At 45.7% G+C, this 26172-nt stretch carries 24 protein-coding genes and 1 riboswitch; of the genes, 15 read left to right on the top strand and 9 right to left on the bottom strand.

Annotated features, from left to right (window positions below; all coding sequences use genetic code 11):
- Window positions 1–54: 54 nt before the first annotated feature.
- The 3 genes from KNQ13_RS05865 to KNQ13_RS05855 form a co-directional block, all read right to left on the bottom strand.
- Window positions 55–1095 (bottom strand): MHYT domain-containing protein, encoded by a 1041-nt coding sequence (locus tag KNQ13_RS05865; protein WP_251027348.1) that lies wholly within the window; start codon window positions 1093–1095, stop codon window positions 55–57.
- Window positions 1096–1271: 176 nt separating this feature from the next.
- Window positions 1272–2024 (bottom strand): anti-sigma factor, encoded by a 753-nt coding sequence (locus tag KNQ13_RS05860; RefSeq protein WP_209548141.1) that lies wholly within the window; start codon window positions 2022–2024, stop codon window positions 1272–1274.
- The gene (locus KNQ13_RS05855) at window positions 2024–2569 is read right to left on the bottom strand and encodes an RNA polymerase sigma factor (RefSeq protein ID WP_014971294.1); all 546 of its coding nucleotides are present in this window, start codon (window positions 2567–2569) and stop codon (window positions 2024–2026) included. Before KNQ13_RS05855 ends, KNQ13_RS05860 begins: the two co-directional genes overlap by 1 nt.
- Before the next feature lie 229 nt (window positions 2570–2798).
- Here KNQ13_RS05855 and KNQ13_RS05850 point away from each other — a divergent pair, with 229 nt between their 5' ends.
- Window positions 2799–3062 carry a metal-sensitive transcriptional regulator gene (locus tag KNQ13_RS05850; protein ID WP_014971295.1) on the top strand — a complete coding sequence of 88 codons (264 nt, stop codon included), beginning with the start codon at window positions 2799–2801 and terminating at the stop codon, window positions 3060–3062.
- A 95-nt stretch (window positions 3063–3157) separates the two neighbouring features.
- Here the strand turns inward: KNQ13_RS05850 and KNQ13_RS05845 are convergent, their stop codons facing one another.
- Entirely contained in the window at window positions 3158–5356 is a 2199-nt protein-coding gene (locus KNQ13_RS05845) for a phosphodiester glycosidase family protein (protein ID WP_209548142.1), read from the bottom strand.
- 131 nt (window positions 5357–5487) lie between these two features.
- On the opposite strand from KNQ13_RS05845, the gene KNQ13_RS05840 reads away from it, so the two are divergent.
- The 3 genes from KNQ13_RS05840 (at window position 5488) to KNQ13_RS05830 (ending at window position 7679) form a co-directional block, all read left to right on the top strand.
- Window positions 5488–6012 (top strand): YceI family protein, encoded by a 525-nt coding sequence (locus tag KNQ13_RS05840; RefSeq protein WP_071500759.1) that lies wholly within the window; start codon window positions 5488–5490, stop codon window positions 6010–6012.
- Between the two features lie 33 nt (window positions 6013–6045).
- The gene (locus KNQ13_RS05835) at window positions 6046–6849 is read left to right on the top strand and encodes an SMP-30/gluconolactonase/LRE family protein (RefSeq protein ID WP_071500758.1); all 804 of its coding nucleotides are present in this window, start codon (window positions 6046–6048) and stop codon (window positions 6847–6849) included.
- A gap of 101 nt (window positions 6850–6950) precedes the next feature.
- Entirely contained in the window at window positions 6951–7679 is a 729-nt protein-coding gene (locus KNQ13_RS05830; protein ID WP_209548143.1) for an MBL fold metallo-hydrolase, read from the top strand.
- A 357-nt stretch (window positions 7680–8036) separates the two neighbouring features.
- Here the strand turns inward: KNQ13_RS05830 and KNQ13_RS05825 are convergent, their stop codons facing one another.
- Genes KNQ13_RS05825 through KNQ13_RS05815 form a run of 3 tightly spaced genes read right to left on the bottom strand, consistent with a single transcriptional unit; the run spans window position 8037 to window position 13385 of the window.
- Entirely contained in the window at window positions 8037–9641 is a 1605-nt protein-coding gene (locus KNQ13_RS05825) for an alpha-glucosidase (protein WP_209548144.1), read from the bottom strand.
- 19 nt (window positions 9642–9660) lie between these two features.
- Window positions 9661–11004, bottom strand: coding sequence for a glycoside hydrolase family 32 protein (locus KNQ13_RS05820; protein ID WP_209548145.1), 1344 nt, complete (start codon window positions 11002–11004; stop codon window positions 9661–9663).
- On the bottom strand, window positions 11001–13385 hold the full coding sequence (locus KNQ13_RS05815; protein ID WP_483297466.1) for a glycoside hydrolase family 65 protein: 2385 nt from the start codon (window positions 13383–13385) through the stop codon (window positions 11001–11003). The genes KNQ13_RS05820 and KNQ13_RS05815 overlap by 4 nt, the downstream gene beginning before the upstream one ends.
- Before the next feature lie 164 nt (window positions 13386–13549).
- On the opposite strand from KNQ13_RS05815, the gene KNQ13_RS05810 reads away from it, so the two are divergent.
- A complete protein-coding gene (locus KNQ13_RS05810; protein ID WP_209548146.1) occupies window positions 13550–14296 on the top strand; it encodes a DUF1189 family protein in 747 nt (248 codons plus the stop codon).
- 63 nt (window positions 14297–14359) lie between these two features.
- Here the strand turns inward: KNQ13_RS05810 and KNQ13_RS05805 are convergent, their stop codons facing one another.
- Entirely contained in the window at window positions 14360–15370 is a 1011-nt protein-coding gene (locus tag KNQ13_RS05805; RefSeq protein WP_209548147.1) for a LacI family DNA-binding transcriptional regulator, read from the bottom strand.
- A 304-nt stretch (window positions 15371–15674) separates the two neighbouring features.
- Here KNQ13_RS05805 and KNQ13_RS05800 point away from each other — a divergent pair, with 304 nt between their 5' ends.
- The 8 genes from KNQ13_RS05800 (at window position 15675) to KNQ13_RS05765 (ending at window position 23603) form a co-directional block, all read left to right on the top strand.
- Window positions 15675–16961, top strand: a complete 1287-nt coding sequence (locus KNQ13_RS05800; RefSeq protein ID WP_209548148.1) for an ABC transporter substrate-binding protein — start codon at window positions 15675–15677, stop codon at window positions 16959–16961.
- A gap of 76 nt (window positions 16962–17037) precedes the next feature.
- Window positions 17038–17997 (top strand): carbohydrate ABC transporter permease, encoded by a 960-nt coding sequence (locus KNQ13_RS05795; protein ID WP_209548149.1) that lies wholly within the window; start codon window positions 17038–17040, stop codon window positions 17995–17997.
- Between the two features lie 12 nt (window positions 17998–18009).
- Window positions 18010–18834: a carbohydrate ABC transporter permease gene (locus KNQ13_RS05790; protein ID WP_028105685.1), complete on the top strand. Its 825-nt coding sequence runs from the start codon at window positions 18010–18012 to the stop codon at window positions 18832–18834.
- 12 nt (window positions 18835–18846) lie between these two features.
- Window positions 18847–19518 carry a beta-phosphoglucomutase gene (gene pgmB / locus KNQ13_RS05785; protein ID WP_209548150.1) on the top strand — a complete coding sequence of 224 codons (672 nt, stop codon included), beginning with the start codon at window positions 18847–18849 and terminating at the stop codon, window positions 19516–19518.
- A gap of 130 nt (window positions 19519–19648) precedes the next feature.
- Window positions 19649–20836 carry an aminotransferase class I/II-fold pyridoxal phosphate-dependent enzyme gene (locus tag KNQ13_RS05780; protein ID WP_209548151.1) on the top strand — a complete coding sequence of 396 codons (1188 nt, stop codon included), beginning with the start codon at window positions 19649–19651 and terminating at the stop codon, window positions 20834–20836.
- Between the two features lie 62 nt (window positions 20837–20898).
- A riboswitch (SAM riboswitch) is annotated at window positions 20899–21002 on the top strand.
- Between the two features lie 83 nt (window positions 21003–21085).
- Complete coding sequence (locus tag KNQ13_RS05775) at window positions 21086–22099, top strand: methionine ABC transporter ATP-binding protein (RefSeq protein ID WP_209548152.1); 1014 nt, start codon at window positions 21086–21088, stop codon at window positions 22097–22099.
- Entirely contained in the window at window positions 22089–22754 is a 666-nt protein-coding gene (locus KNQ13_RS05770; RefSeq protein ID WP_209548153.1) for a methionine ABC transporter permease, read from the top strand. The genes KNQ13_RS05775 and KNQ13_RS05770 overlap by 11 nt, the downstream gene beginning before the upstream one ends.
- A gap of 33 nt (window positions 22755–22787) precedes the next feature.
- Entirely contained in the window at window positions 22788–23603 is an 816-nt protein-coding gene (locus KNQ13_RS05765; protein WP_209548154.1) for a MetQ/NlpA family ABC transporter substrate-binding protein, read from the top strand.
- A gap of 342 nt (window positions 23604–23945) precedes the next feature.
- On the opposite strand, the gene KNQ13_RS05760 is transcribed toward KNQ13_RS05765, so the two are convergent.
- On the bottom strand, window positions 23946–24830 hold the full coding sequence (locus tag KNQ13_RS05760; protein WP_209548156.1) for a CAP domain-containing protein: 885 nt from the start codon (window positions 24828–24830) through the stop codon (window positions 23946–23948).
- Window positions 24831–25185: 355 nt separating this feature from the next.
- Here KNQ13_RS05760 and KNQ13_RS05755 point away from each other — a divergent pair, with 355 nt between their 5' ends.
- Window positions 25186–25542, top strand: a complete 357-nt coding sequence (locus KNQ13_RS05755; protein ID WP_209548157.1) for a hypothetical protein — start codon at window positions 25186–25188, stop codon at window positions 25540–25542.
- A 262-nt stretch (window positions 25543–25804) separates the two neighbouring features.
- Window positions 25805–26170, top strand: coding sequence for a transposase (locus KNQ13_RS15955; RefSeq protein ID WP_483297465.1), 366 nt, complete (start codon window positions 25805–25807; stop codon window positions 26168–26170).
- The last annotated feature ends 2 nt before the right edge of the window (window positions 26171–26172 follow it).

Genomic DNA, 26172 nt, shown 5'->3' with positions numbered 1-26172 from the left:
ATTTTGTGTGGTAACTCTATTCTACACGAGGTCGTTATGGGTTTTTTTGTGTTTTCAGCTAGGTGTTGCACTTAATATTACAATTCGTCTCAGGAAAAACTGGGTTCCGTTGTATCGAATACAAGCTTCATCCTCCCCCAGCAATCCTTTGATTCGGTCTGCGAATTGGCGAATCACCGTATCCCCTTGATCGAATCCAAATGTATCATTAATCCATTTGTATCCATCCAAATCAAGTAACGCCATCGTCATGTGTTGTCTGGTCCGGCTATACTGGGCATCAACTTTTTCCATATGATAATCAAGCCAACGGCGATTATGTAATCCTGTTAAATGATCCGTGTAGGCCATCATCTGCAAGGCGCGTCGTTCAAGGTGAATATAGAGACCGGCGATCAAAATGATGATGAAGAAGACGGGAATCGCGACGTCACCTAGAATATTCGATGTGACCGGTCGATCCGCCATCTCAAGTGCCGACGACTCCGGGATACAAAACGTCGTCCCTAACATACCGACATAATGCATCGTCGAAATCGCAAATCCCATCAATACCGCAACGGGAATCAGGATCCGTTTTTTATTGACATGACGTGTCATGTACAGAAGCAGCAAGGCGACATACGCCACTGTGACGGCAATCACGATCGATAAGGTGAACAATGCCGCGTCATACCGGATATCTCCGTTAAACTGTACCGCCATCATGCCTAAATAATGCATCATCGCAATCCCGATTCCGACCAATGTGCCTGCGACGATGACTTTCTGACGCGTCAACTCCGAATAATATAATAAGTAAAACGCAATCCAGGCTGCTGTGACAGCCGGAACGATTGATAAAAACATCAAGACCCAGTCATAGCTGACCGGTACAGCTAATTCAAACGCCCCCATACCGACGAAGTGCATGCCCCAAATGGACAGTCCCATCGTGATCGATGACAAAAATAAAGCTCGTTTTTTTAAAGAGACCGCTTTTGCGAGTCGACGATTTAATTCCAGTGAGGCATAGGATCCGACGATGGCGACGATGACCGATAGGATGACCAATGTCTCTTCATAGTGTTTCGTTAAGATGATCCATTCATTCATGGTAAGTGCCTCTCTTTTTGACTGACATTCCTATTAGTATCGTCTACTTCCCATCATTTCTTCAGTCTTCTCATGAAATTTCGTAAGAACGGATGTTTTTTTTCTGAAATAGAAGACTAAACTCAAGAAAGACAAAAAAAGATGCCGGAATTCCGGCATCTGACTATCGTATCGATTTATAGAGCAACAGACGCGACGACTTCACCGGTCGGCTTTTCTAGATCTGGTTCTGGTTCGACGGTGATGGCGACGGCATCAATCGTTCCGTCTCCTTTTAGCGGGAAGACCGCCGCTGCTTCTCCGTCTTTTTCGATGACACCGTTCGCGCGTGGTGTATCTCCTTGAATCGTCCACAGCTGGTACAATTCACCTTCTTTTAGCGGTGGCAAATCTTTTAGTTGGACGAGCATGTATTCTTTTTCGTCTTTCGTGAAAATCATGCTCGATCCTTTAATGGATGCCGTACTTTCAAAGTTTCCCATTCCTTTGACTTCGTCCATCGCGAATTCTTCTGTCGGAGAAGACTCATCCTGTGACAGGAAGTACGCGTTGGCACCAAGCGACAGGAGTAAAGCCGCTGCGATACTCATCAACCACCCCAGTGGGACCGCGCGTTTTTTCTGTTTTTGCGTCCGAGCCGATTCCAGCTCAGACACTTGCGGTGTTTCCTTGCGCGCTGGTTCCGCAGAAGCAGGTTTCATCGGTTCATTCGCTGATCCGAGAACTTCCCCAAGGATTCTTGATTTCATGCCTGTCGGTATCGGTCGTTCCGGAAGTGATTCCGCGATGGGCAGCATCAAGTCTTGCATGTCTTGAAACGCCTGTTTACAATCGTCACAAGTCGCCAAGTGTGCTTCGAACGCGTCGCGATCGGTAGCTGATAATGTTCCGTTGAAGTAGTCAATTAAATCATGACAACGTTCTTCCATCAACGTTCCCTCCCGTCTAATAATTTCCGAAGTGCCTGAATTGCACTCCTGATTCTTGTTTTTACCGTTCCGAGCGGCAAATTCAATTGATCTGAAATTTGTTGTTGCGTTAACCCTGTAAAATAAACGAGTTCAATTAACTCTTGTTGATCCGGTTTCAATTCACTGACGGCATCTCGGACTTCAGATGCGGTTTCACGCTGGATGACCGTTCGTTCGACTGGTTCATCGTATCCGCCGTCGCGCTCTTCGACTTCAATCGTCGGCTGTCGTTTTTCACGTCTTAAACAGTCCAGCGCAGCGTTGCGGGTAATCGTTAATATCCAAGAGGAGAATTTCCCTTTATCGGTATTAAAGTCGACCCGTCCATTCCATATCTTCATCCAGACTTCCTGAATGACTTCTTCTGATAAACGATCATTGTTCGTAAAGCGATGAGCGAATGAGAACAATAGCCTTTCGTACTTTTCGTACAGCACTTCGAGAGCTTGTTCATCTCCACTGCGCATCTGATGATAAAGCGATTCATCGGATTGAGTATGCATCCTTCTCCTCCTTGTGATCAGTCAGCCTTATCATATAGTATACGCAAGCTGACGCAAAATCGTTTTAGTTTTAGTTTTAGTTTTTTCTCAATTTTTGTCCACCACATCCATATTCCCTATTCTACTAAAAAATATAGCTCGAAAGCGGCTAGATTGACAATAATACCGTGATGGGCATAGCATAAAGGTATCGAATAGTCGGATTGCATCTTAGAACGGAGGAAAATGAATGGATTACGATCGTAAAATGAAAAATCGGGTCAGTCGGATCGAAGGACAACTCCGTGGTATTTTACGGATGATGGAAGAAGGACAGGATTGCCGGGACGTCATCACGCAATTGTCGGCGACTCGTTCTGCCATCGACCGGACGATTGGTGTCGTCGTCAGCTCGAACTTGATTGAATGCGTGAAAGAAGCCGAAAAATCCGGTGAAGGTGATACCGAAGAATTGGTCAAGGAAGCGGTAAATTTGTTAGTAAAAAGTCGGTGAAAAAAATAGATGTTTTCTCTCAAAAAAAGCTGTTCCGGTCATAAGTCGGAGCAGCTTTTTTTAAATATCAGTATAATACTTCACACTATGTACGTTTAGTGCCATACCTTCAATTGATCGAGATACACTTTACTTTTTTGCACCGTTCCTTTTTTCTTTACGTCCGTTTCTACAAAATACAGCGATTGTATCTGAATTGGGGCAGGCCATGTCGGATCCAGCTTTGCTTGAACAGTTTTGAACCCTGTCCAGTCGACCCGTTTCACGAAATCGACCGTATGACTTCGTCCTCCCGCATCCTTTAACTGCGCACGTAACCATGGTGCTTTTTGATCACCATATACATCAAGGGACAATCTTGTTGCAGGCGAAGTAATCTTCCACTTCGCGTTCGTGATATACATGGCTCCATTTTGCTTGGACCAGCCGGAATAGTTGTATGTCAGCTTAAGCGCTGACCGACCTGCTGACTTTTGCTCTGTACTTAACATTGTCGAATAACTGGATACATAGGGCGATTTCGATATATAGACGCCGCTTTCAAAGGAATCAATCACCGTTGATTGATTCGTAGAAGTTGTCGGTGCCGTCACAGTAATCGGAAGTGATACCATTTGTCCGCCCGCTGATAATGTAAGTATGGTTTTCCCAGGTTTCTTAGCTGTCAAAACATCATTAGAAATCGTGCTGATTGGTTGTTTCAGCTGATATTTCTTTTCATTTAATGGAATCGTGACTTTCCGGCCATTCAACCATCCATCACTCGTCAAGCGGATCTTCTGACCGACTTTTAGAAGTAGGGGTTTTCCGCTGTTAAAGGTCATTCCTGATAAACGGTTTGTGATATTGATCGTGACCGACCGTTTGATTTGATCAACCGCCAATTGTCCTGTCCACTTTCCGGGTTGAAGTGGCGCTTTTACAGTCATCCCGCTAACACCTGTACCGGCTAATATTATTTTCTTCTGATTTGCATCAATTGGTTGACTGTTTCTGTCGGTCAACTTGATGGTCAACTGACGCGTTTCACCCACGTACAACTCCGGTTGCTCAGGAATAATCATATAGGCGGCTTTTTTTTCCGGAACATAGCGTGTTGAAACGATTAAACTGTTTGTGATGGATCGACTTCTTCCATCTGCCGGAACGTTTACTGTTCGAACCGGAAACTCACCGGCCCGTCGGACCATCATCTCCGTCGATCCTCCTCCATCAAATGCTAACGCTGAAACAGCGCCTAATCGTTTCATCTGCGCGACTGCTTCGAGCATCGTGAATCCTTTTGATGTCGTTCTTCCTTGGTCCACTGTTACGATATGAACCGTTTGATCCGCTGTCACCCCAATCAATGTCCGCGCCTTTCGGACAATCATCAAGAAACGATCATGATTTTCAGAAATTGTGTTAAGGTCTAGACCGATCCCGTCTTTGATCAGCCAATTGTACCCAGAAGCCGCTTCTGCGATGTCATTTCTTACTTGTAAGTTCGACATTTGAATGAGGTTAAATTGAGTAGTTACCTTATTTTCTTTCAACAAGTCGAGTAACAACTTCTTTTGTTTGCCGAACGCCATCAATACGACTCCATCTGCCGGAATCGATATGTTCGATCGAAAAGTCGTTTCTGTCCGACCTACTGTAAACGAATAGCGTTGTCCTAATTTAAAGGCTCTAACCGAACTTCCCTTCATCGTCACGATTGCCACTTCTTTTTTCATCGCATCCGATAATCCCACGAAATTAATTTTTTTAGATAGATGGTGGGCACTTGTAAAAATACCAATTCGATTATCCAGATTTTCATTTCGGTTAACAGAATGGATTGTCAGGGACTTTGCTGAAGACTTTAATGTTCCGACAACGCCATAAGAACCGATTTCCGGTTTCCCTTGTCCGTTTATGATGAACGAAGGAAACTTCAGTGCAGACTCTTTTACACTATGGCTGACGAGTACTGCATTCTGCTGAATTTGCAACCCGATTGGTAAACCACTTGCGACTTTATACATATCAGCATTAATGGCAGCAACCACACGATTTCCGGACGCAGTAGATCGACTTACTTGAGAAGGCAGTGATTCGGTGGCTAGTACATGATCACGTCCTTTTACCGTCATCCATTGATTTCCTGAATCAGGTCGCACAGTAAGTTGTTGAATCGTCTGCGGAACACCAGATGTATTTTCCTGTTTGACTGTATAGTCGACACTTTTAGAAATAGTTTCAGCGTATGTTATTTGTTGAAAATTAAATACGCCTAATAAAATCAATAAAATACATAATTTCCTTTTCATAAAACACCTCCAGTATACATTATGCCTTTTTAAGGTAAAAAATTACATAATTATTTCAATGTTTTGTTTTCAAGATAAAAAGGAACTATTAAAGGCATACCTGAAGTGAATCGAACGAGGAGGAATCGAACATGACCACCTATCAGCTCGATCAAGACCACAGCTCCATCACATTCACAGTCAAACATATGATGATTTCAAAGGTAAAAGGTGAATTTCGTGATTTTACGTTTGATGTCAGCGGTGAAGCCCATGATTTAGAAAATGCATCTGCCGTCGTGACGATTCCCGTCGCAACGATCGACACACGAAGTAACGATCGGGACACTCATTTGAAATCAGCTGACTTTTTTGACGTCGAACAATATCCGAACATTACTTACCGCGTAACATCGTTTAAAAAACACGCGGGTGACGAATATGAAGTAATGGGTGATTTGACGATTAAAGATGTGACACGGACTGAAACGTTTAAGGTTGAGTATGAAGGCAGTGGCGTCGATCCTTGGGGAAATACACGGTCCGGCTTTGAAGTAGATGGGAAAATCAAACGTGAGGATTACAACCTGACGTGGAACGTCGCGCTCGAAGCCGGTGGTGTCTTGGTCGGCAGTGACGTCAAGTTCCAGTTGCATCTCGAATTCATTCACGCTTAATCAGAGGTAACAGCACTTGTAGGGGGAAATGAAATGACAGTATCACTCTTTATCGATGTCTCTTGTAAGACCGGTGAATCACCGGTCTACGACGCTAAAACAAAACGATTTTATTTCGTTGATATTCCGAATCAACTCTTTTTTTCATATGACTTAACGACAGAAGCACTAAAACCGTATCAATTACCAAGTGCAATCACATCGATTGCTTTGACGGATGCTCCTGATTTTCTTCGGGTCACGTCTGCTCATGGTTTTGGTACATTTGATGTAAAAGAAGGACACCTCTCACTGGAAACACAGTTGACACTACCTGAATCTGACCGGATGAATGACGGGAAACTCGATCCGTCCGGTCAATATGTAGCCGGAAGCATCAATGAGGAAGACGGCGAGACCGCCTCGCTTTACCGTTTGCGTCATGACGGCTCAGTTGATGTCTTGCTCGAGAACTTAACGAACTCAAACGGACTGGTTTGGTCGGAAGATGGTAAGACGCTTTACCACATCGATACACCGACTAAAAAAGTCTATGCCTTTGATTATGCGGCGGATCAACCGTTAACGAACCGTCGTGTCGCCATCGATTTAGAAGACGAGGATGGATTCCCGGACGGCATGACAAAAGACACGGACGGTCACGTCTTCATCGCCCATTATGCCGGCTCATGCCTGACACGCTGGAATCTTGAAACAGGCGAAAAGCTCGACCATGTAGAATTTCCTGTTTCCAATCCGACATGTCCGATTTTGTATGAAGACCGGTTGCTCGTTACGACGGCCGCGGACGGTGACGACTCGGAACATGCCGGTGCAGTTTTCGAAGTCACGTATTGATGTTTCCGACTCCCTTTTTAGGGAGTTTTTTTGTAGACGCCTGTACTAAAACAGGCGATACTGAAGAAGAAGCGAATACTTTGACGAGGGAGTGTACCTGGATGCATATTTCAACGATTGAACGACTTCATCAACTGCAAACGACCCCGTCTTTTTTCCCGGTCAACTGTTACTTATTTGAAGAGGCAGACAGCTTAACCTTGATTGACACGGGAATCTCACTGAATGCAAAAGCGATTTATTCCGTCGTTAAATCCTTTGATAAACCGTTACAGTCCATCGTTTTGACGCATGCGCATGCGGATCACGTCGGTTCTCTGGATTTCTTAGCGAGTGCCTTCCCGCTCGCTGAAGTCTCGATCAGCTACCGGGACGCCGCCCTTCTCAGCGGCGACGAATCGTTACGCGAAGGCGAAACGACGCCTCTTAAAGGCGGCATTCCGAAAAACATCAAGACGCGTCCCGACCGGTTACTAGAAAGCGGACAACAAATTGGCAGTTTAAGTGTCATTGCGTCACCCGGTCACACGCCGGGCTCGATTTCCCTCTGGCACGAAGGCAGCCGGACACTGATTGCCGGTGATGCGTTTCAAACACAGGGTGGACTAGCCGTATCAGGCGACACACGCTGGCAGTTCCCGTTCCCGTCTCTTGCGACATGGGACAAGGAAGTCGCACTGCAGTCCGCCCATCAGCTGACAGAATTAACACCGGACGTGCTGGCAGTGGGTCACGGACCACTTGTCGTCGCGCCGAGCTTTGATATGCGCCAAGCCGTCGACCGATTCGAACAGCTGTTATCTTCTAAAAAACGAAACGGTTATATCTAAACGCCAATACACAAAGAAAGCGGCTGGGACATAACTAGCTGATTTTTAAAGAAAAAGAGGAATGGCCATCATCTGGACTGCACCCTAACTGGTAGACACTTTTTTTAAAGTATCTACCAGTTGGGGTGCAGTTCATTCATGTTTCCGTGACATTTTTCTTTTAAGACGAAATCACGCGACTCCTACAGGAAAAAGCGCAAGATGACTTGCGCTGTCAGAGACAAACAAGACCTGGCGATCTGTCCGAACGGGCAGATCGTTTGACTTGTGTCTCGCCTGAGGAAAGCGCGTGAGAGAAGCGTGATGGCGTATACGAAACTGAGTTATGCCCCAGCCTCGTTTTGTCCTATCGTTTTCTTAGTATTGATACAACCGGGCTTCATACGGTGCTAACTGTACCGTGTCACCGGTTTCATAATTCGACAACACGAGCTGTTCCTTTGGTAAAGAAAGTGTCGTCGTGACCGCCTCATCATGAAGATTCAAGATGATCCGCCATGTCACACCGTCGAGTTCCCGCTCATAAACATACAAATACGGATCTTGAATCGCTAAATCACGATAGACACCGTACACCATGACAGGATGTGTTTTCCGCAAGGCAATCAAGGTGCGGTAAAAAACGAGAACCGAGTTTTGATCTTGTTCCGCTGCCTCCACATTGATGTCGAGGTAGTTCGGATTGACCGTCATCCAAGGATAATTGGACTCCGTAAATCCTGCCGCTTTGTTCGCATTCCACTGCATCGGTGTCCGTGAATTATCCCGTGCCCGCATCTGCATCGAAGACAGGACCGTACCGGGTGATTCTCCAGCTGCAATGCGTTCTGCATACTGATTCCGAAAGGCAACGTCCTGATAGGCATCTGGATCAGAAAACCGGATACCGGTCATCCCGATTTCTTCGCCTTGATAGATATACGGAATGCCGGGTAACGTGTGCAACATCAGTCCGAGTAACTTCGCACTTTCAATCCGATACCGTTCGCTCCCGAACCGCGTCACCTGACGGGTATGGTCATGATTGTTCAGGAACTGGGACGCTACACCGTGCGGATACAACGCTTCATACCATCGTTTTTGAATTTGTTTAAACCGCGGTAAGTCCATCGTCTCCATGTCATCCGCCACTTCGAAATGAAACAGTGTCCGTAGTTCGTTCCGGTCTTCCCCGACATACAGTAAACCATCTTCCGGTCCGACGAATGGAATCTCACCTACCGTAAAGAGATCCGTTCCGGCAAGGACTTCTTGGTGCATTTCTTGTAAAAAGTCATGGACACCCGGCTGATTGCCTAAGTAAGACAAATCGAGTGGGTTTTCCACATCATCAAACGTCGCTCGTTTCTTAATCAAATTGATGACGTCCATCCGGAAGCCGTCAATTCCTTTATCTGCCCACCACCGCATCATCGTATAAACAGCTTGGCGCACGTCTCGGTTCTCCCAGTTCAAGTCCGGCTGTTCGGATGCAAACGAGTGGAAATAATATTGTTCGCGCGTCTCATCCCACGTCCAGGGGCTCGGTGCAAAGTAGGAGCGCCAGTTATTCGGCGGTGTCCCTTTTACCCCATCCTGCCAAATGTACCAGTCCGCCTTTTCGCTCGACTTGCCACTTCGCGCATCCTTGAACCATGCGTGTTTATCACTCGTGTGGTTGACGACCAAATCAAGAATCAGCTTCAATCCCCGGTCATGGGCTGCAGCGATTAACTTTTCCAAGTCGGACATCGTTCCCGCTTTTTCCATGATCGTGTAATAATCCGCAATATCGTATCCGTTATCGATATCGGGTGATGTATAACAGGGGTTCAACCAGATGACATCAACACCGAGCGACGCGATGTAATCCATTTTTTCGATCACACCACGCAAATCCCCCATCCCGTCTCCATTCGAGTCCTTAAAACTGCGCCAATACACTTGATAGACAACAGCTTCTTTCCACCAGGTTCGATTCATCCGGTTTCCTCCTCTATGTTTACATGGTTTGCTTTAATTCATACATGCACATTCTGATGTCAGATACTTGATCGGCAGACTCTACTTGAAGAACACGTTCTTCAGTTGAATAAAAACGGCTGCTGAATACGGTACGTCCATCCTCAGAAAATAATTCCACCGAGGAGGCATCAACAAATAGTCTTTCGTCCATCGATGTCACCACTCGTTTACTTATTCGCTCTTCTTCACATGTTTCCCCTATTCGCTTCATACTTATTCCTTCATCATCCCATCTGATTTCAAAAGAAGAACCAAGGAATAGGCTAAGCGATGTACCAGGCAGTCGATTGCCTGTAATGCAAAGTTCAAATCCGATTGGAGTAACCAGCCGTAAATTCCCCGAAAAAATTTCGTCCATTACTGTCTTGGACCGTAGTGTTTCACATTCTTGAACCGGTCTCATATACAGTTGTCCTTCTTCAAACGTGAGTTCACGCGGCAAAGTCATCATTCCCGCAAACCCCTCTGCCCGCTCCTTAAAATCCGCCTCCCACATCGATAGCCAGCCGATCAAAATCCGTCTGCCCTTTTCATCTTGAAAGGTCTGCGCCGCATAAAAATCATGTCCCAGATCCAACTCCCAAAACGCACCATGCGAAAAACTCGTCTGTTCAAGATCGAGTTGACCGGTGACATAACCACATTGATGCAGATTTTGATACCGCTCTTGTTTCGCTTCGATGCCTTGGGGCGAAAACAGCAAGATGTCAACGCCGTTACAAGAAAACAGATCCGGACATTCCCACATATAACCGAGACGGGGATCTCGTGCTAAAACACCGCGATATTGCCATTCTTTCCCGTCCATTGATCGATACAACAGTACTTGTCCGCTAGATTCATCTTTACTTCCGAGCACCATCCAAAAATAATTTTCCTGAAACCAAACTTTCGGGTCACGCCAGTGAGGACTCATATTTTCAGGCGGCGACGCCAAAACGGGATTCACTGTCGCTTTCTCAAATCGTTCGCCATCCGTTGTCCGAGCGAGGCACTGCACTTGAATCAATTGATCCTGTTCTTGATCGATCCATTGGTTTCCTGTGTAGTATAACCAGAGTTCATCTTCGACAACGACTGCACTTCCTGAGAAAACGCCACCTCGGTCATACGGTTGATCCGGAAACAACGCAATCGGCTTATGCTCCCAGTGCAAAAGATCACGCGATATCGCGTGACCCCAATGCATGTCATCCCAAAAAGTGGAATGGGGATGACATTGATAAAACAAATGATAAACACCGTTCCATTGGCTGAGTCCGTTCGGATCATTGATCCAGCCACTCGGCGCAGTGAAATGGTAGATTGGTCGATATGTCATCGCGTTTCACTGACCTGTTGTTGTAACGGCAGTTGAATCTCCCGCTCGATTGTATAAAGGTTTCCATCATGCGTAAAGGAGACCGGCTGTCCTCCCGTCACTTGCTTGATGTTGAGCGTATCTCGTGTCACCGTACATTCGAGCCGCTCTCCCTGCCAATGAATCGGAAAAGCAAGGCGATCCCAGGCCTTCGGCAATCTCGGATTGATCCGAAGTTGACCGTTCAACATCCGGACACCACCAAATCCGTTGACGACACTTTGCCAAATGCCACCCAATGAGGCGGCATGAATGCCATGATCGCTTGTTTTCATGTTCGGACCAAGGTCGATTCGGGCTGCGCGACTAAACAGATCATATGCAAGGTCTGTTTCCCCCATGTCGCTTGCTAACACACAGTGTGTCGAAAGACTGAGTGATGAGTCATGAAGTGTCTTCGGTTCGTAGTAAGACCAGTTCGCCTGCTTGGTTTTTTGGTCAAATAAATCTTCAAGCAAGTAAAATAAAATCATGACATCCGCTTGCTTCGAAACTTGAATCTCATTCACCTGCTCTAGGTTGTAATCTTCGAACAGCGAACCGACATGTGTTTGCTGTTTATATTTCGTCAAATCAATGATTTCTTTAGAGAGATAGGTATCGTCTTGTGGTAACACCCCGTCTTCTCGAATTACCGGTAAATAAAGAAGTGGTATACACTCTTCCCATTTCGCAAAAGCTTTCGCTAAATTCATTTTTTCATCAAGACGTGCATAAAGTGCCGGCTTCGTCTGTTCGAGTGCCGTTTTGTACTCCATCGCTTTTCGAATGTTCCAATGGGCTGTATAGTTCGTAAACGCATTGTTATTTACGTGTTCTTTGTACTCATCCGGTCCGATGACTTGATTAATATGATACTGTTTTGCTGCATCATTCCACTCCAGACGCGAAGCCCAGAACTTCGCAGTGTCTAGAATGAGTTCATATCCGGACTCTTCCATGAACGTTTCATCACCCGTGATTTGATAATATTGCCACGTCGCGAAAGCAACATCTGATGTGATATGTTGCTCGATGAATCCTGACCAAATCTTGGTCGCCGTTCCCGTTACGATATCCGCCGCTCCATAAACTGGCGTGACCTCTCCATCCTCAAGCCAGGCAGATTCCCAAGGGAACATCGCTCCTTCATATCCATTCTCAAGCGCTTTCCGATGTGCCCCCGGTAATGTTTGATAACGGTATTCCAGTAGACTCTTCGCCACTTTTGGTTGGGTGTAGATGAAGTACGGCAACAGGAAGATTTCCGTATCCCAAAACGTGTGCCCTTTATATCCTTCACCCGACAAACCTTTTGCACCGATGTTCATTCGGTGGTCATGAGCAGGCGTCATCACCGTCATGTGGTATTGCGCAAAACGAATGGCCAACTGATCAAAACCGCCGTCTCCCTCGATTTCAATATCCAGTGCGGACCAAATACGTTGATCCCACTCCGCAGTATGCTGATGGAATTTGGTTTCATATCCTGCCGCCGCTGCTTCTTTTAATTCGGTCAGACTCTCCTCGCGCAACGACTCCAGCGTGTAGTCTGCTTGCCGTTGATCATTATCACGGCTCGTATGAATCGTTGAGAGCTTTTCAATGACAAACGGCTCGTTTGCCTGCAGAGCAATTTGTTTAAAATCATAAACAATTTTTCTGCGGTCCATTTGGATTAACCCTTTCACTTGGACCGGTGTATCTTGTTTCATGAAACGATGGGTCGTATTCAATACAAAGTCAATTTTTGATTCTGATGTCTTTTGGACTTGTTGAAGATACACCTCTTCATACAAACGTTTTTCACCCTCAATAAAATGCTGGACTCCGCTGTTCGTGACCTGTCCGTTGATACCGGAGATCACTCTTAAGGCCGCCTCTTGTAAAGGCGTGATCGTAATACGTTGTCCAACCAAGTGACGATCAGCTAACGAAATGAATCGTCTGAATTCCAATACGTACCGCTCCCCTGTCGGCGCTTCCCAGTCAACTTCCCGTACTAACTCGGCACGCTTTAAATCCAACTGGCGTTTATAGTGATGAATTTTTCCAAGTGTTAAGTCAAATCGTGTACCGTTTAAGAAAAATTCCATCGCGATCACATCCGCAACATTCGGTAACTCAGTCACTTCATTTTCTGCAAATCGATTAAACGTTCCTGCAACGAATGTATTCCGGACTTCTCCGACATATCGCTCCTCCGTTGTCGAACGTGCTCCCATGTACCCGTTCCCTAATGAAAAAATCGCTTCCGCTTTTCCTAAAAACTGTGAGTCAAACCGCTCTTCTGCCACACACCAATTTTTATATTCTGCTTGTCCGGTCGAATAGTTCATGATTTCAGTCGTCAATCCGATCATCCTTTCAATTCGAAAATAATAAAGCGCTTACTTTATAAGTCGATTTCATTTTATCCGAAACGTTTCGGCAAAGCAATCATTCTTTTTAACATTGACATTTTGAGGGTCTAACCATGTATAATCCGAATATATACTTAAACGTTTCAGAAAAAGGACGTGAATTTATGAATCTTCTTGATCAGTGGTTGATTTCCGTAACTTTTCAGGCAAAAAAAGCTACGATTTGGCGGAATCAATCGATCTGGAAAACGATTTTTTACCTGTTCAGCCTTTTGGTCTTGTGTTTTGCACTGACTGTCTTTTTTTCAACACGTCAATCCGAACCAATCTCTCCGACGATAAAAGAGACACAGTTGCATGTGGCAAACGGAAAATTAGTGACAGCAAAATCGGATGTTATTTTGTTAAGTCAGATCAATTCTTTGATCGTCATCGGTTCTGATCAATCCTTCGAAAACCTTCGTTATGAGAACATCCTGCTTCTTGAAGAGGACACCTGGTCTTACGGACGAAAAGGTTATCCGCTCCAATCTAACCGTTATTCCGAGGCTCCGTTCGTTAAAAACGGCGAGTTCACGTATGATCAAGTGCTTAAAAGAGCAGCCGTTCTCGACCAGCAATTAAAATGGTTCGCACCCATCTATCTGTATGTCGATTTTATGTTGCAATTGTTCGTTCACATCGTCCTCATCAGCCTTCTTGCGCTGGCAGGTCGCAGCTTCAAACGGATGCACGACATCACTTACCGCCAAGCTTGGACGCTAACAGCTTACGGTGTAACACTGCCCATTCTCATCAAGACATTACTTGATCTTTTCGGTTTCCAAATCGGATTCATGTCACTTCTTTACTGGGCAAGCATCGCCACTTTCGCTTTACTCGCCATCCGTTCAATTGATAACGAGACATGACCATAAGCAAAGGGATGCTCCTCAACAGGAACATCCCTTATTTATATCTGGTATCTAACTCACTCATCGATTGCTAGTTGATTCGCGTAAAATCAATTCATTTTTCAGTTCAATCTGCCGTTCTCCGTCATGACCTTCAATCAATTGAATTAACATCTCAGCCGCAGCACTTCCCATTTCATATGGTTGTTGGGAAATCGTCGTCAACTTAGGGGTGATATAACGTGAAAGTAAGATATTATCAAAACCAATTACAGATAAATCCTTCGGAATCTGAATCCCCAACTCTTTAGCTGCCTGCATGACACCAAGTGCCATCACATCACTCGCGCAAAAAAATGCCGAGACGTCTGACCGATTCAACAGTAAATGTAAGGCAGCACGCCTTGCCATTTCTTCTTCAAAATCCCCGTTGACAACCAATGTCGGATCAAGTTCAACTCCTGTTTCGTGCAGGGCCTCTTCGTATGCTTTTTTTCGAATCTGACTGACATGGGCATGCTCAGAACCATTCATATAAGCAATCTTCTCATGTCCCATCCGCCTTAGATACTTAACCGCCTGCTTTGCGCTCTCAAATTGGTTGGAAGTGACATAAGCTGCTTTTTCACCCTCAATCGGAATGTCAATTAAGACACAGGGTGTATCACTGTCCATCGCTTCGATCAAATAAGGATCTTCGATTTTCAATCCTTGAATGACGACACCGTCCAATTGACGTTCGGCACAAATTTGACGATAGGTTTTGTTTTTTTGTTTCGCTGTCGAGGTACTCAAAACAACGAACTCATAGGTCGTCGAAGCTAGCGTGTCCGACACGCCACATAACGTCTCATACATGAAATTATCTTTGATGCTCTCACGTTTCAAATCCGTCACGATGAATCCGATCGTCTTCGATTGTTTTGTGACAAGACTACGTGCAATGATGTTCGGACTGTACCCAAGTCTCTTGGCGGTCTGTTCAATCTTTGTTCGCGTTCCTTCACTCACGTCAAAATAACCATTTAACGCACGGGATACCGTCGTAACAGAAAAACCCGTTTCGCGGGCAATATCTTTTAATGTAGCCAACTCTTTACCCCTCCTACTCAAAACGTTTTGGCAAATCAATCATTCATCGATTTACGTCGTTTATATTCATATTACTTTATTACGTTTAAAGAGTGCAATATCAACGAATATATAAACAGAAATGTAAAAAAACTAAAAACACTTGCCATCCGAAACGTTTAAGTAGTATGATACTTCCGAGAGATGAAAGCGTTTTCTATACAGGTTTGAGTCTTACGTTTATTTTGCATAGAAAGCACGGATTCTCATATCCCTTAGAAATATCGGTTTTTACAAAACGTTTCGGAACGAGGAGGAATTTCTTATGAAAACTTGGAAACCCGCATTGGCATTACTGGCAACGACTTCTGTGTTATTGGCAGCCTGTTCGTCGACTGAGGACGACAAAGCTGAAGTATCGTCTGATCCAAGCGAGCTAAAAGGACAAACGATTACCGTCGGCTCTTGGAAAGGAACTGAAGCAGAGGTTACGACTTGGGATAAGATGCTGAAGGACTTCACCAAACAAACCGGGATTAAAGTGAAGAAAAAAATCTATAACGATTATCAGACACAACTTCAAACCGATTTAGTCGGCGGAACAGCACCTGACGTATTTTACGTAGATGCCTTCCTTTCTCCTGAACTGTCTAAGCAAGGCGTCCTCGCACCACTCGATGACTATATGAAGCAGACAAAAGATTTTAAAAAAGAAGACTACTACGCTCCTGCCTATAAAGCCTTCACAGCGGAAGATGGAAAGCAGTACGGATTGCCGAAAGACTACTCAACACTTGGTGTGTACTACAACGAAGCATTACTTAAAGATGCTGGTGTTTCACCAGACGACATTCCGACAAAATCAGAAGATTGGCCGGCCTTTCTTTCTGAGTTAAAAGACAAGCTTCCAAAAGGAGTATCACCAGCCATTACGACTTCGGAATTGGCACGCCATCTCTTCGTGATGGAAGCAAGCGGAACAGCTATTACGGACGATAAAGGGTATGCCGTCTTAAGTAACTCGGCTCAAATCGAGCAACTGCAACCAATCGTTGACGCGTATAAAGAAGGACTGATTCGCCGTCCGGCAGATTTAGGTCAAGGATGGGCAGGCGACTCATTCGGCGCACAAAAAGCAGCTTTGATGATCGAAGGAAACTGGGCGGTTGCTCATTTAAAACAAAACTTCAAAGACGTGAAATTTGGTACAAAAGAAACACCAACCATCAATGACAAAAATGGTTCGATGATGTTTACGGTCAGTTATTCGATGAATGCTCAAACAAAATTCAAAGCGGCATCGTGGGAATTCATTAAATACGCCGCCGGAAAAGAAGGAATGACAATTTGGGCAGACGGTGCCGGAACATTGCCATCCCTTCAATCTGTCGCAAACGAGATGAAACTTGAAGAGGATCCAATCAAAGCCCCGTTCGTTAAAGCTGGAGCATATGCGACACCTTGGCAAAAAGGCGACACACTTTCCATTATTGCCCGGGAATATAACAATCAGTTTCCTGCCGCTTTAAAAGGCGAAATATCGTTAGAAGAGGCGATGAAAAAAGCCGAAAAGACTGCCAATAAAGATATCAAGACACAGTTGAATAAGTGATCAACGAGAACGCTCACCTGACCAATTTGGAGGTTGGGCGTTTTCTTCTTACTCGCAACTTGAAAGGAGCTTTCCTATGACAAGTGTTCCTCATTCTAATCAGCAACCCGTTGTTCCAACCAGCCGCCCCCCGAAACCCAAAAAAGAACGGGCACGTAAAGGCGAAAGTTTACAGGGTTATACGTTCATGTTGCCAACGATTTTTATCATGCTGGTCTTTACATTGATTCCGATTGGCTATTCCTTATTCCTTTCCTTTACACGGGTTAATCTATTTGGCGGTGTCAGTTTTGAGTTCACCGGTCTAACGAATTATTCGAACGCCTTACAGGATGAACGTGTCTGGATTGCACTCAAAAATACGGTTCGATACGTCGCCTTTGTCGTTCCGATCCAAACCATCATCGCCCTGATTATGGCGGCGGTTCTCAATTCAGGTATTCGTTTTCAAAATACTTTTAGAACCATTTATTTTTTACCGACGTTGACATCAAGCTCCGCCTTAACGATGATTTTCATGTTTCTGTTCAGCTTAAACGGTCCTGTCAACAATGCACTGGTTTCAGTCGGTATCTTACCGGAACCGATTAACTTCGTGAATGAAACACAATTTGCCCTTGCCTCAATCATGGTCATGAACATTTGGGCAACCGTCCCCTACTACATGACGATTTATTTAGCAGGGCTTCAAGACATTCCGAAATCACTGTACGAAGCAGCCGATTTAGACGGAGCAAACGCTTGGCAAAAACTGACGAAAATCACAGTTCCAAACCTTGCTCCGATTACAAACTACGTGATTTTAATGGGATTGATCGGCTGTTTCCAACTATTTGACCAAGCCTATATCATCTCCGGCGGATCGGGCGGTCCGAATAACGCGACACTGACGTTCTCCTTATTGATTTACCAGTATGCGTTCAAGACGCTCGGAACGATGGGATATGCATCAGCTCTTGCCATCTTGTTGACGATTGTCATTTTCACCGTCTCGATGATTGCCCGACGGTTAAATAAAGAAGAGTCTCATTACTAAGGAGGTCCGAATATGAAACCGAAAAAATGGCCCCGTGTTTTACTGTATTGCGTCCTTATCCTTTACGGACTCGTGACGCTGTATCCCTTTTTGTGGGCAGTTCTTGCTGCGTTTAAACCTTATGCAGAAATCGTATCCGGCGGATTGAATCTACTTCCCGAAAAGCCGACCCTCGATAATTTTGCTTATATCTTTACCCGTGATCCACTCTTTCCGAAATGGGTCATGAACACGTTCATCGTCGCAACGACCGGAACCATCTTGAACGTCATCTTTAACACAATGGCTGGTTACTCACTGGCACGTCTTCGTTTTGCCGGTCGAAATTACTGGTTTTTACTCATTCTTGCCGTCATGATGGTTCCCGGACAGATTCTGCTGATTCCGAATTACCTCATCATGAAATCACTTGGGTTACTTGATTCTTATTCTGCCCTTATCTTGCCAGGTGCCATCAACTTCGCATATATCTTTATGATGCGACAATTTTTCATCAACTTCCCGAAGGAAATCGAGGAAGCCGCTCAAGTCGATGGATTAAATCGTTTCCAGACGTTCTGGAAAATCGTCTTTCCGATGGCGCGTCCTGCCGTTGCTACTCAGGCTATCTTCATTTTCCTTGGTTTCTGGAACGAATTCATGAAGCCCTTGCTTTACATCACGTCGCCAGAAAAATATACGTTAACGCTTGGTCTTCAATCGTTCCAAAGTCAAAACGCCACCCAATGGAATTACATCATGGCAGCGTCCGTCGTCTCGATCATTCCAATCATCATTCTATACATCTTACTCAACCGGTATTTCATGCAAGGATTACGAATCGGTGGAGATAAGTAAGGAGGAACTTTTATGTCTACACCTTATCCACAGGCCGTCATCTTTGATTTAGATGGCGTCATCACAGACTCTGCCGAACATCATTTTCTGGCTTGGCAACAACTCGGACAGGAACTCTCTATCCCGTTCGACCGTCAATTCAACGAGACACTTAAAGGCGTTAACCGCATGGACTCGCTTGAGCGTATCCTTTCACTCGGACAAGCAAATAACCGGTATTCTGAAGCTGAAAAATTGGCTCTGGCCGAAAAGAAAAACCGTTATTATGTTGAGTCCATTCAACATTTGACGCCACAGGATGTTCTTCCCGGAATCATCGATTTACTGAAGGATTTGCGTCAAAACAAGATCAAAATCGCAATGGCTTCCGCTTCTAAAAATGCACAGTTTGTCTCAGAACGACTTGAGGTCGATCACTATTTCGATCATATCGTCGATGCAGAGACAGTCGAAAAGTCTAAACCTCATCCAGAGGTATTTTTAAAGGCAGCAACAGCTATCGGCGTCGCTCCAACAGATTGCCTCGGAATTGAGGATGCCTCTGCTGGTGTTGAGGCTATCAAGAGCGCTGGAATGCGCGCAATCGCCATTGGTGACGCAGATATTTTAAGCGCAGCGGATCTTGTGCTGACCGATACATCGAAGCTTTCATTTTCCACCTTATCCGGCGTATTCTCAAAATAATTTTCACCGCAGGACTTTTGAGGGAACATCCCCTTTTAAAAGTCCTGTGTTTTTCTTTTTGAAAAAACCCTTTTCTTTTGACTGAAAATTCGCTATCCTTGACGACAATACCTAACAAGGAGGAAAACAGATGAAACATTTCGCCCCATCGATCGCGATTGATCGGCTGCCCACTCCGGTCTTTGCTGAACTCGCTCAGCGGATTGGTGCCGTCAAAGCAGCCGGCCACGATGTCATCACACTTGGTCAAGGAACCCCGGACCAAACGACACCTGTACATATTTTGGATGCCTTGAAGGAGGCGATTGACGACTCGACCAACCTACAGTATCCCCCATTTCGTGGCCATGATTTCCTGAAGCAGGCCGTAGCCGATTTTTATCAATCCGAGTTCGGTGTGACGATCGATCCTGCTTCTGAGGTCGCCATTGTGCTCGGCAGTAAAGCCGGCATCGTCGCCTTGCCGCAAACGATTGTCAATCCGGGTGAAGGTGTCATTGTTCCCGATCCCGGTTACCCCGACTACCTGTCCGGCGCGGCATTAGCAGGTGCTTATCCGATCACATTACCGCTCCTTGCGGAAAATGCTTTTTTACCTGACTACACGTTACTCGATACGACGGATGTCGAACGGGCGCGGATGTTGTTCCTCAACTACCCGAGCAATCCGACCGGTGCGACGGCGACGGCGGAAGCCTTTGAACAGACGGTCGCCTTCGCTGACGCGAACGACATTTGTGTCGTCCATGACTTGGCATACGGCGGCATTAGTTTTGATGGTCCGACCCGAAGTTTCCTCCAGACCGAAGGAGCGAAAGACGTCGGAATCGAACTCTTTTCGTTATCCAAACGCTTCAACATGTCCGGCTTCCGCATCGCCTTTGCGATCGGGAATCCATCCGTCATCTCAAGTATCGAAACGTACCAGGAACACTTATACGTCAGTGCCTTCACACCCATCCAGCACGCAGCGACCGTCGCCCTCTCCAGTGATCAGACGTGCGTCCGTGAGCTGAGTACACTGTATGAAGCCCGTCGCGATGCCTTGTTCGGTAAATTACAAAACATCGGATGGGACGGACCGATTCCTGGTGGTTCGTTCTTCGTCTGGTTGCCGGTCCCGTCCGGCTTTACGTCACAAAGCTTTACCGACCACTTGCTGGACGAGGCACATGTCGCCGTCACACCGGGACATTTCTTCGGTGAATATGGCGAAGGCTACGTCCGTATCAGCTTGATTGCCGACGCCGAACGATTGGTCGAAGCCGCCGAACGGATTGGTCAGCTCAATCTGTTTCAGCAAGCCGTTGCGGAATAATTCTGAAAAAACGTTTGACAGATGGGAATGATTTCCGTTAAAGTAAATCCCAACAGCATAACTACTTATCGAGAGCGACCGAGGGATTAGGCCCAACGACGTCCGGCAACCACCTTTAAGGAACGGTGCCACATCCTACAGAATGTTTCATTCTGAGAGATAAGTTACGAAATCTTACACTTCGTCGCTTTTTTCTGGTTGCTCTTAACTGGAAAAAGGCGATTTTTTTGTATAGGGAGGAAACAACAGATGATTGAATTCAAAGGCATCACCAAACGGTTCGTACGGGACCGGACACCGATTTTCGCCCTGCGTGACGTCAACTTAACGATTCAGCAAGGAGAAATCTTTGGCATCATCGGTGAATCCGGTGCCGGAAAAAGTACGTTACTCCGTTTAATCAACGGACTCGAAACACCGACACAAGGAACGGTCAAAGTATCGGGAATCAAACTATCCGACCTCTCAAAAGGCAGCCTAAGGGAGTTGCGCCTAAAGATCGGGATGATCTTTCAACATTTCCAATTGATTCAATCGCGGAATGTTTCCGACAACATTGGGTTCGCCTTAAAAGCAGCTGGCGTCAAAGGTAGTGAGTTTCCAAACCGGATCAAGGAACTCGTCGCTCTTGTCGGACTGGAAGGATTCGAAACGAATTTTCCGAGCCAACTCAGTGGTGGTCAAAAGCAACGTGTCGGGATTGCCCGAGCGCTTGCCAACAATCCGAGTGTCCTGTTATGTGACGAAGCGACCTCGGCACTGGATCCTGTCACGACCTTACAAATCCTCGACCTTCTCAAGGATTTGAATGAACGACTTGGCTTGACGATCATTTTGATCACACATGAAATCGAAGTCGTTAAACAGATTTGCCATCGTGTTGCCGTCATGGCGCACGGTGAAGTCGTCGAAGTTGCAAAGACCTACGACATATTTAGCCAACCGACACATGCCGTCACGAAACATTACGTCGATACGGCGCTTCAAATCGAGTTGCCGGAACGGATACTCCGAACGACACCCGGTAAAATCATCCGCCTGCAATTCACAGGTGAGAAGACCGGTGAAAGTACGTTATCGGAAGCGATCAAACAGTTTGATATCTCGGTCAGCATCCTTCACGGCAAGGTCGATTATATCCAGAACGTCGCCTTCGGGGTCTTGATCGTCAGCCTGACCGGTCCGACGCTTCATGTCAACCGGGCGCTCACTTGGCTTGAAGAACAACTCCACACACTTGAGGTGATTCAAGATGTGGCTTGATCGGATCCAAACGATGTTACCCGACTTACTCAAAGCGTTAGGCGAAACGGCCCTGATGGTCGGAATTTCACTTGGTTTCGCCCTCATCATCGGGATTCCACTGGGAATTTTTCTGTTCATCACCGATCGGGGACTGTTTTTCCAAAACATCTTCGTTCGAAGCATCATAGACTTTTTCGTCAATATCGTACGTTCGTTACCGTTCATTATCTTACTCGTCGCCTTGATTCCGCTGACGCAACTGTTACTCAATAATACGATCGGACCGACGGCCGCTTCTGTCAGCTTAAGTGTTGCTGCCATTCCGTTCCTCGCCCGACTCGTCGAGACCTCACTCCGTGAGATTCCACCGGGCTTAATCGAAGCTGCTGAGGCGTGTGGCGCAACACCGTTTCGTATCATCATCAGCGCCCTGTTACCGGAAGCCCTTCCCGGGATCATCCAAGCAGTGACGTTGACGACGATCAGCTTGATCGGCTTTTCTGCCATGGCTGGCATCGTCGGCGGCGGTGGTGTCGGTGACCTCGCCATCCGCTTCGGTTATTACCGGTACGATAACGTCGTCATGATTGTGACGATCATCGTGCTCGTCGTCATCGTCCAAAGCATTCAAGGACTCGGCAATCAACTGGCCCGTCGTGCCGACAAACGGTAACTAAAATAGAGAAATTTAAAGGAGATAATGAATATGAAAAAACGATATGCCTTTTTAGCAACAGGATTACTGGGAGCCGGGATTCTTGCCGGTTGCGGTGACAGCAGTGCGAAAGAAGAAACCAAATCCATCAAGATTGGTGCGACGAGCGGTCCTTACAGTGACATGGTCAAAGAAGCGATTCAGCCTGGTCTTGAAAAGAAAGGCTATAAAGTCGAAATCGTTGAATTCAGCGATTATATCCAGCCGAACATCGCGCTCGGCAGCGGCGACATCGACGCGAACTTGTTCCAACACTCGATCTATCTGAAGACGTTCGCGAAGGAAAAGAACCTCGATCTTAAAGGGCTGATCACTGTTCCGACGGCACCGATGGGCTTATACAGTAAATCCTATAAGTCGCTTGATGACGTCAAGACAGGCGCAGAAGTCGCAACACCAAACGATCCGACGAACCAGGCCCGGGCACTGAACCTGCTCGCTGAACAAGGTTGGATTGAACTGAAAGCCGATGTGGATCCATTGACGGTCTCTGAAAAAGATATCGTCAAGAATCCAAAGAAACTTGTCATCAAGCCACTCGAGGCTGCCCAATTACCGCGTGCCATTGAGAGTGTTGATATTTCTGCCGTTCCGGGCAACTTCGCGTTAGCAGCGAAATTTGATTTACTCGATGCGTTGGCACTCGAAAAAATGGATGAGCAGTATCGTAACCTGGTCGCCATCAAAACGTCCAATGCAGATAAACAACTGGCGAAAGAATTGACGGCTGTCGTCAAATCGGATGACTTTAATGCCGTCATTGAAAAGTCATTCAAAGGATTCAGTAAACCGGATTGGGCAAAATAATCTAAGTTTTCCGATCGATTCATGAATGCCTCATAAAAACCCTCTACATCTCTCCACGTCCTTTTTCAAGGATGGAAATGATGGAGAGGGTTTTTGAGTGAAGCAATTATAGTGAATCTGACGTCACGGCTTCCGCTCGACTTCTACGGGAAAAGGAAGCTTCGCTTCCGTCAGGAACAGGCGAGACCCGGTCATCGAACAGATGACCACGGCTTGCGTTCCGCCCGAGAAAAGCGAGTGGAAAAAGACGGGACAGCAAACAGGACAGTATTCTTCTCATCAAAAAAACCTCAATCCTGCTTTCGCAAAATTGAGGCTAAGAGTACTGCTTGGTTTTAAATTTCACTTCAACGGTGTCCGGAAATTAATCGTAAAGTACGGTGAGTTGTCACGGAAAGCCACACCGACATCCGCCTGCTTGAAATCATTGTTCATGATGTTGTCGCGGTGTCCTTTCGAGTTCATCAAACCCCAGTGTGCTGCAAAGACATTTGGATATCCCATCGACAGATTTTCTCCAGCTGTCGAGAAACGGATCCCTTTTGCTTTCATCCGATCAAACGGGTCGCGTCCTTGTGGATCCGTATGGGAGAAGAAATTATTTTTTGCCATGTTCTCACTGTGCGCACGCGTAACCGGCTTTAACGCCTGATAGGGTGCAAGTGTCCCGCGTTTATAATCAGCACGGTCCCAGTTCATCAGGCGCAACATCAATTTCTCATCCGTTGTCCGTAACGCACTCGAAGCCGTTCCATAGAAACCACTTTTTTTCGCTTCCACGTCTTTCGGGATGGCAAGTGTCGCTTTGACCTTATTGCCGTCGTGCTGATCAAAGAAGTACGTGACATACCGGTCCTTTTTTTCATAGACGGCAGCATGATCGAGGTTCAACAAATAATTTGTATTCCCCTTCCGGTACGATTTGACGGCTTTCCAGCCTTTTTTCGCAAGCGTCGCTTCCGTATCTTTATTCAGGACGGCTCCTTGCGTCGTCACACCGTTTTTCGAACGGTACTTCCCGTAATCTTTACCGTCTTTTGTCAGCGCCACAAACTCTTCAGACGCTGTTCGCCTCACTTCCCAGTCATAACCCGGGTATTCACTCGTATATCGATCAATCAGCGTTCCCCCGCTTTTCGGGTAGTCCGCCTCCGCCTGTTCCATGGGGGTGTTTTCGTAACTAAAGAAAGCGACTGCCGCTACTCCAAGCACTAACCACTTTTTCATGTGTCTGCCTCCTCATTTGTTCCATTACCCTAATTTTAAAAGAAACGAGTCCGTTCGAACAGCCTAAGCTATCGTTTCAAGTGAAATCACACGATTCCGTATTCCCCTTCACACTTTCGACACATTTCTGACTTTCTATGTAAAAGAGGTCTGACGTCTTTGTTCATCACATTCTCATACCATTATCATACATAAAATAAACTATTCTTTCCCTGTTGTTAAAATGTGTGAACATTCTTTTATTTTTATTCCCTTTAAATGTTGTTGCCGTTCCCGAAAACCCTCGCTATCATTAGAACTCGTAAGGAAAAAATAAGGAAATTCTATATAATATCTACTTCCAAAGGAGTATGCCATGATCCTACTTTATTTTATTTACGAATCGATTACGTTTTTGCCAATCCAGCAGTATTTGTTTTCCGGATGGATGATTTTAGTTTTACTGACCGTTTCGTTCAGTATCGCCAATGCCCATGAAGAAGTCCATATCAGTCAGCGGTTTGGTTTTGAACTGCTTGTGCCGGGTGTCGGTCATTTATTACGCAAACAATTTATTCCTGGTCTTGCCATCATCCTTTTGCTGATCATTATCCACTTCATGTACATGTTCCGTTCCATCCCGTTACACCTCGCTTTACTACTTACTCTTTCCATCAGTTTGCTGTCTTTTTTCTCACTTTTTATCCAAACAGACAAAAAAGCGGACAATTAAGTCCGCTTCAGACTGAAGACAAAGTAGTGGTTTTTCTCTTGATTGAGAAGAACCGCTTTTTTTGTTCGCTTCAAATCGTTTTCCTGGGACAAGCATCGCGCCGCATCGCTGCGCTGCTGGGTCGCTCCTGCTTGTTTTTCCCTAGGAAGCGATTTTGCGCGAAAAAACGCTTTTTCTTTCACGCTTCCGGGTATAAAACTAGCATAGATATTCGAAAGAGGAGGAATCATTATGATGGTAAAAAGAGACCAACACCATCACATTGGAACAACTGGTCCCGCAGGACCATCTTGTTCGAAAAGTGAATCAAGTCATGGACTTTGAATTCATCTATCCTTTAGTAGAGAAACTGTATTGTGAAAATAACGGCAGACCTAGCATCGAACGTGTCTTCGCAGACGCAAAAGAAAAGCATGGCATGCGTTGGGCCCGATATCGGGGTCTGAAAAAAACAACGCTACAAGCGATGCTTACTTTTAGTGCCCTGAACCTCAAAAAATTAGCGAACTGGTCATGGGATTCCGGTGGGAATCCTTGTTTTTCACACCGTTTTATACGACTACATAAGACAAACCCTCATTTCAACGTTGAAATGAGGGTTTGTCTACAATCTGAAGCGGACAATTAAGT

Source organism: Exiguobacterium sp. s128, from assembly GCF_018618815.1.
In the GTDB taxonomy this organism is placed as follows: domain Bacteria; phylum Bacillota; class Bacilli; order Exiguobacteriales; family Exiguobacteriaceae; genus Exiguobacterium_A; species Exiguobacterium_A antarcticum.
The sequence above is the reverse complement of the archived record's forward strand: the minus strand, read 5'-3'. Positions and strand labels throughout refer to the sequence as shown.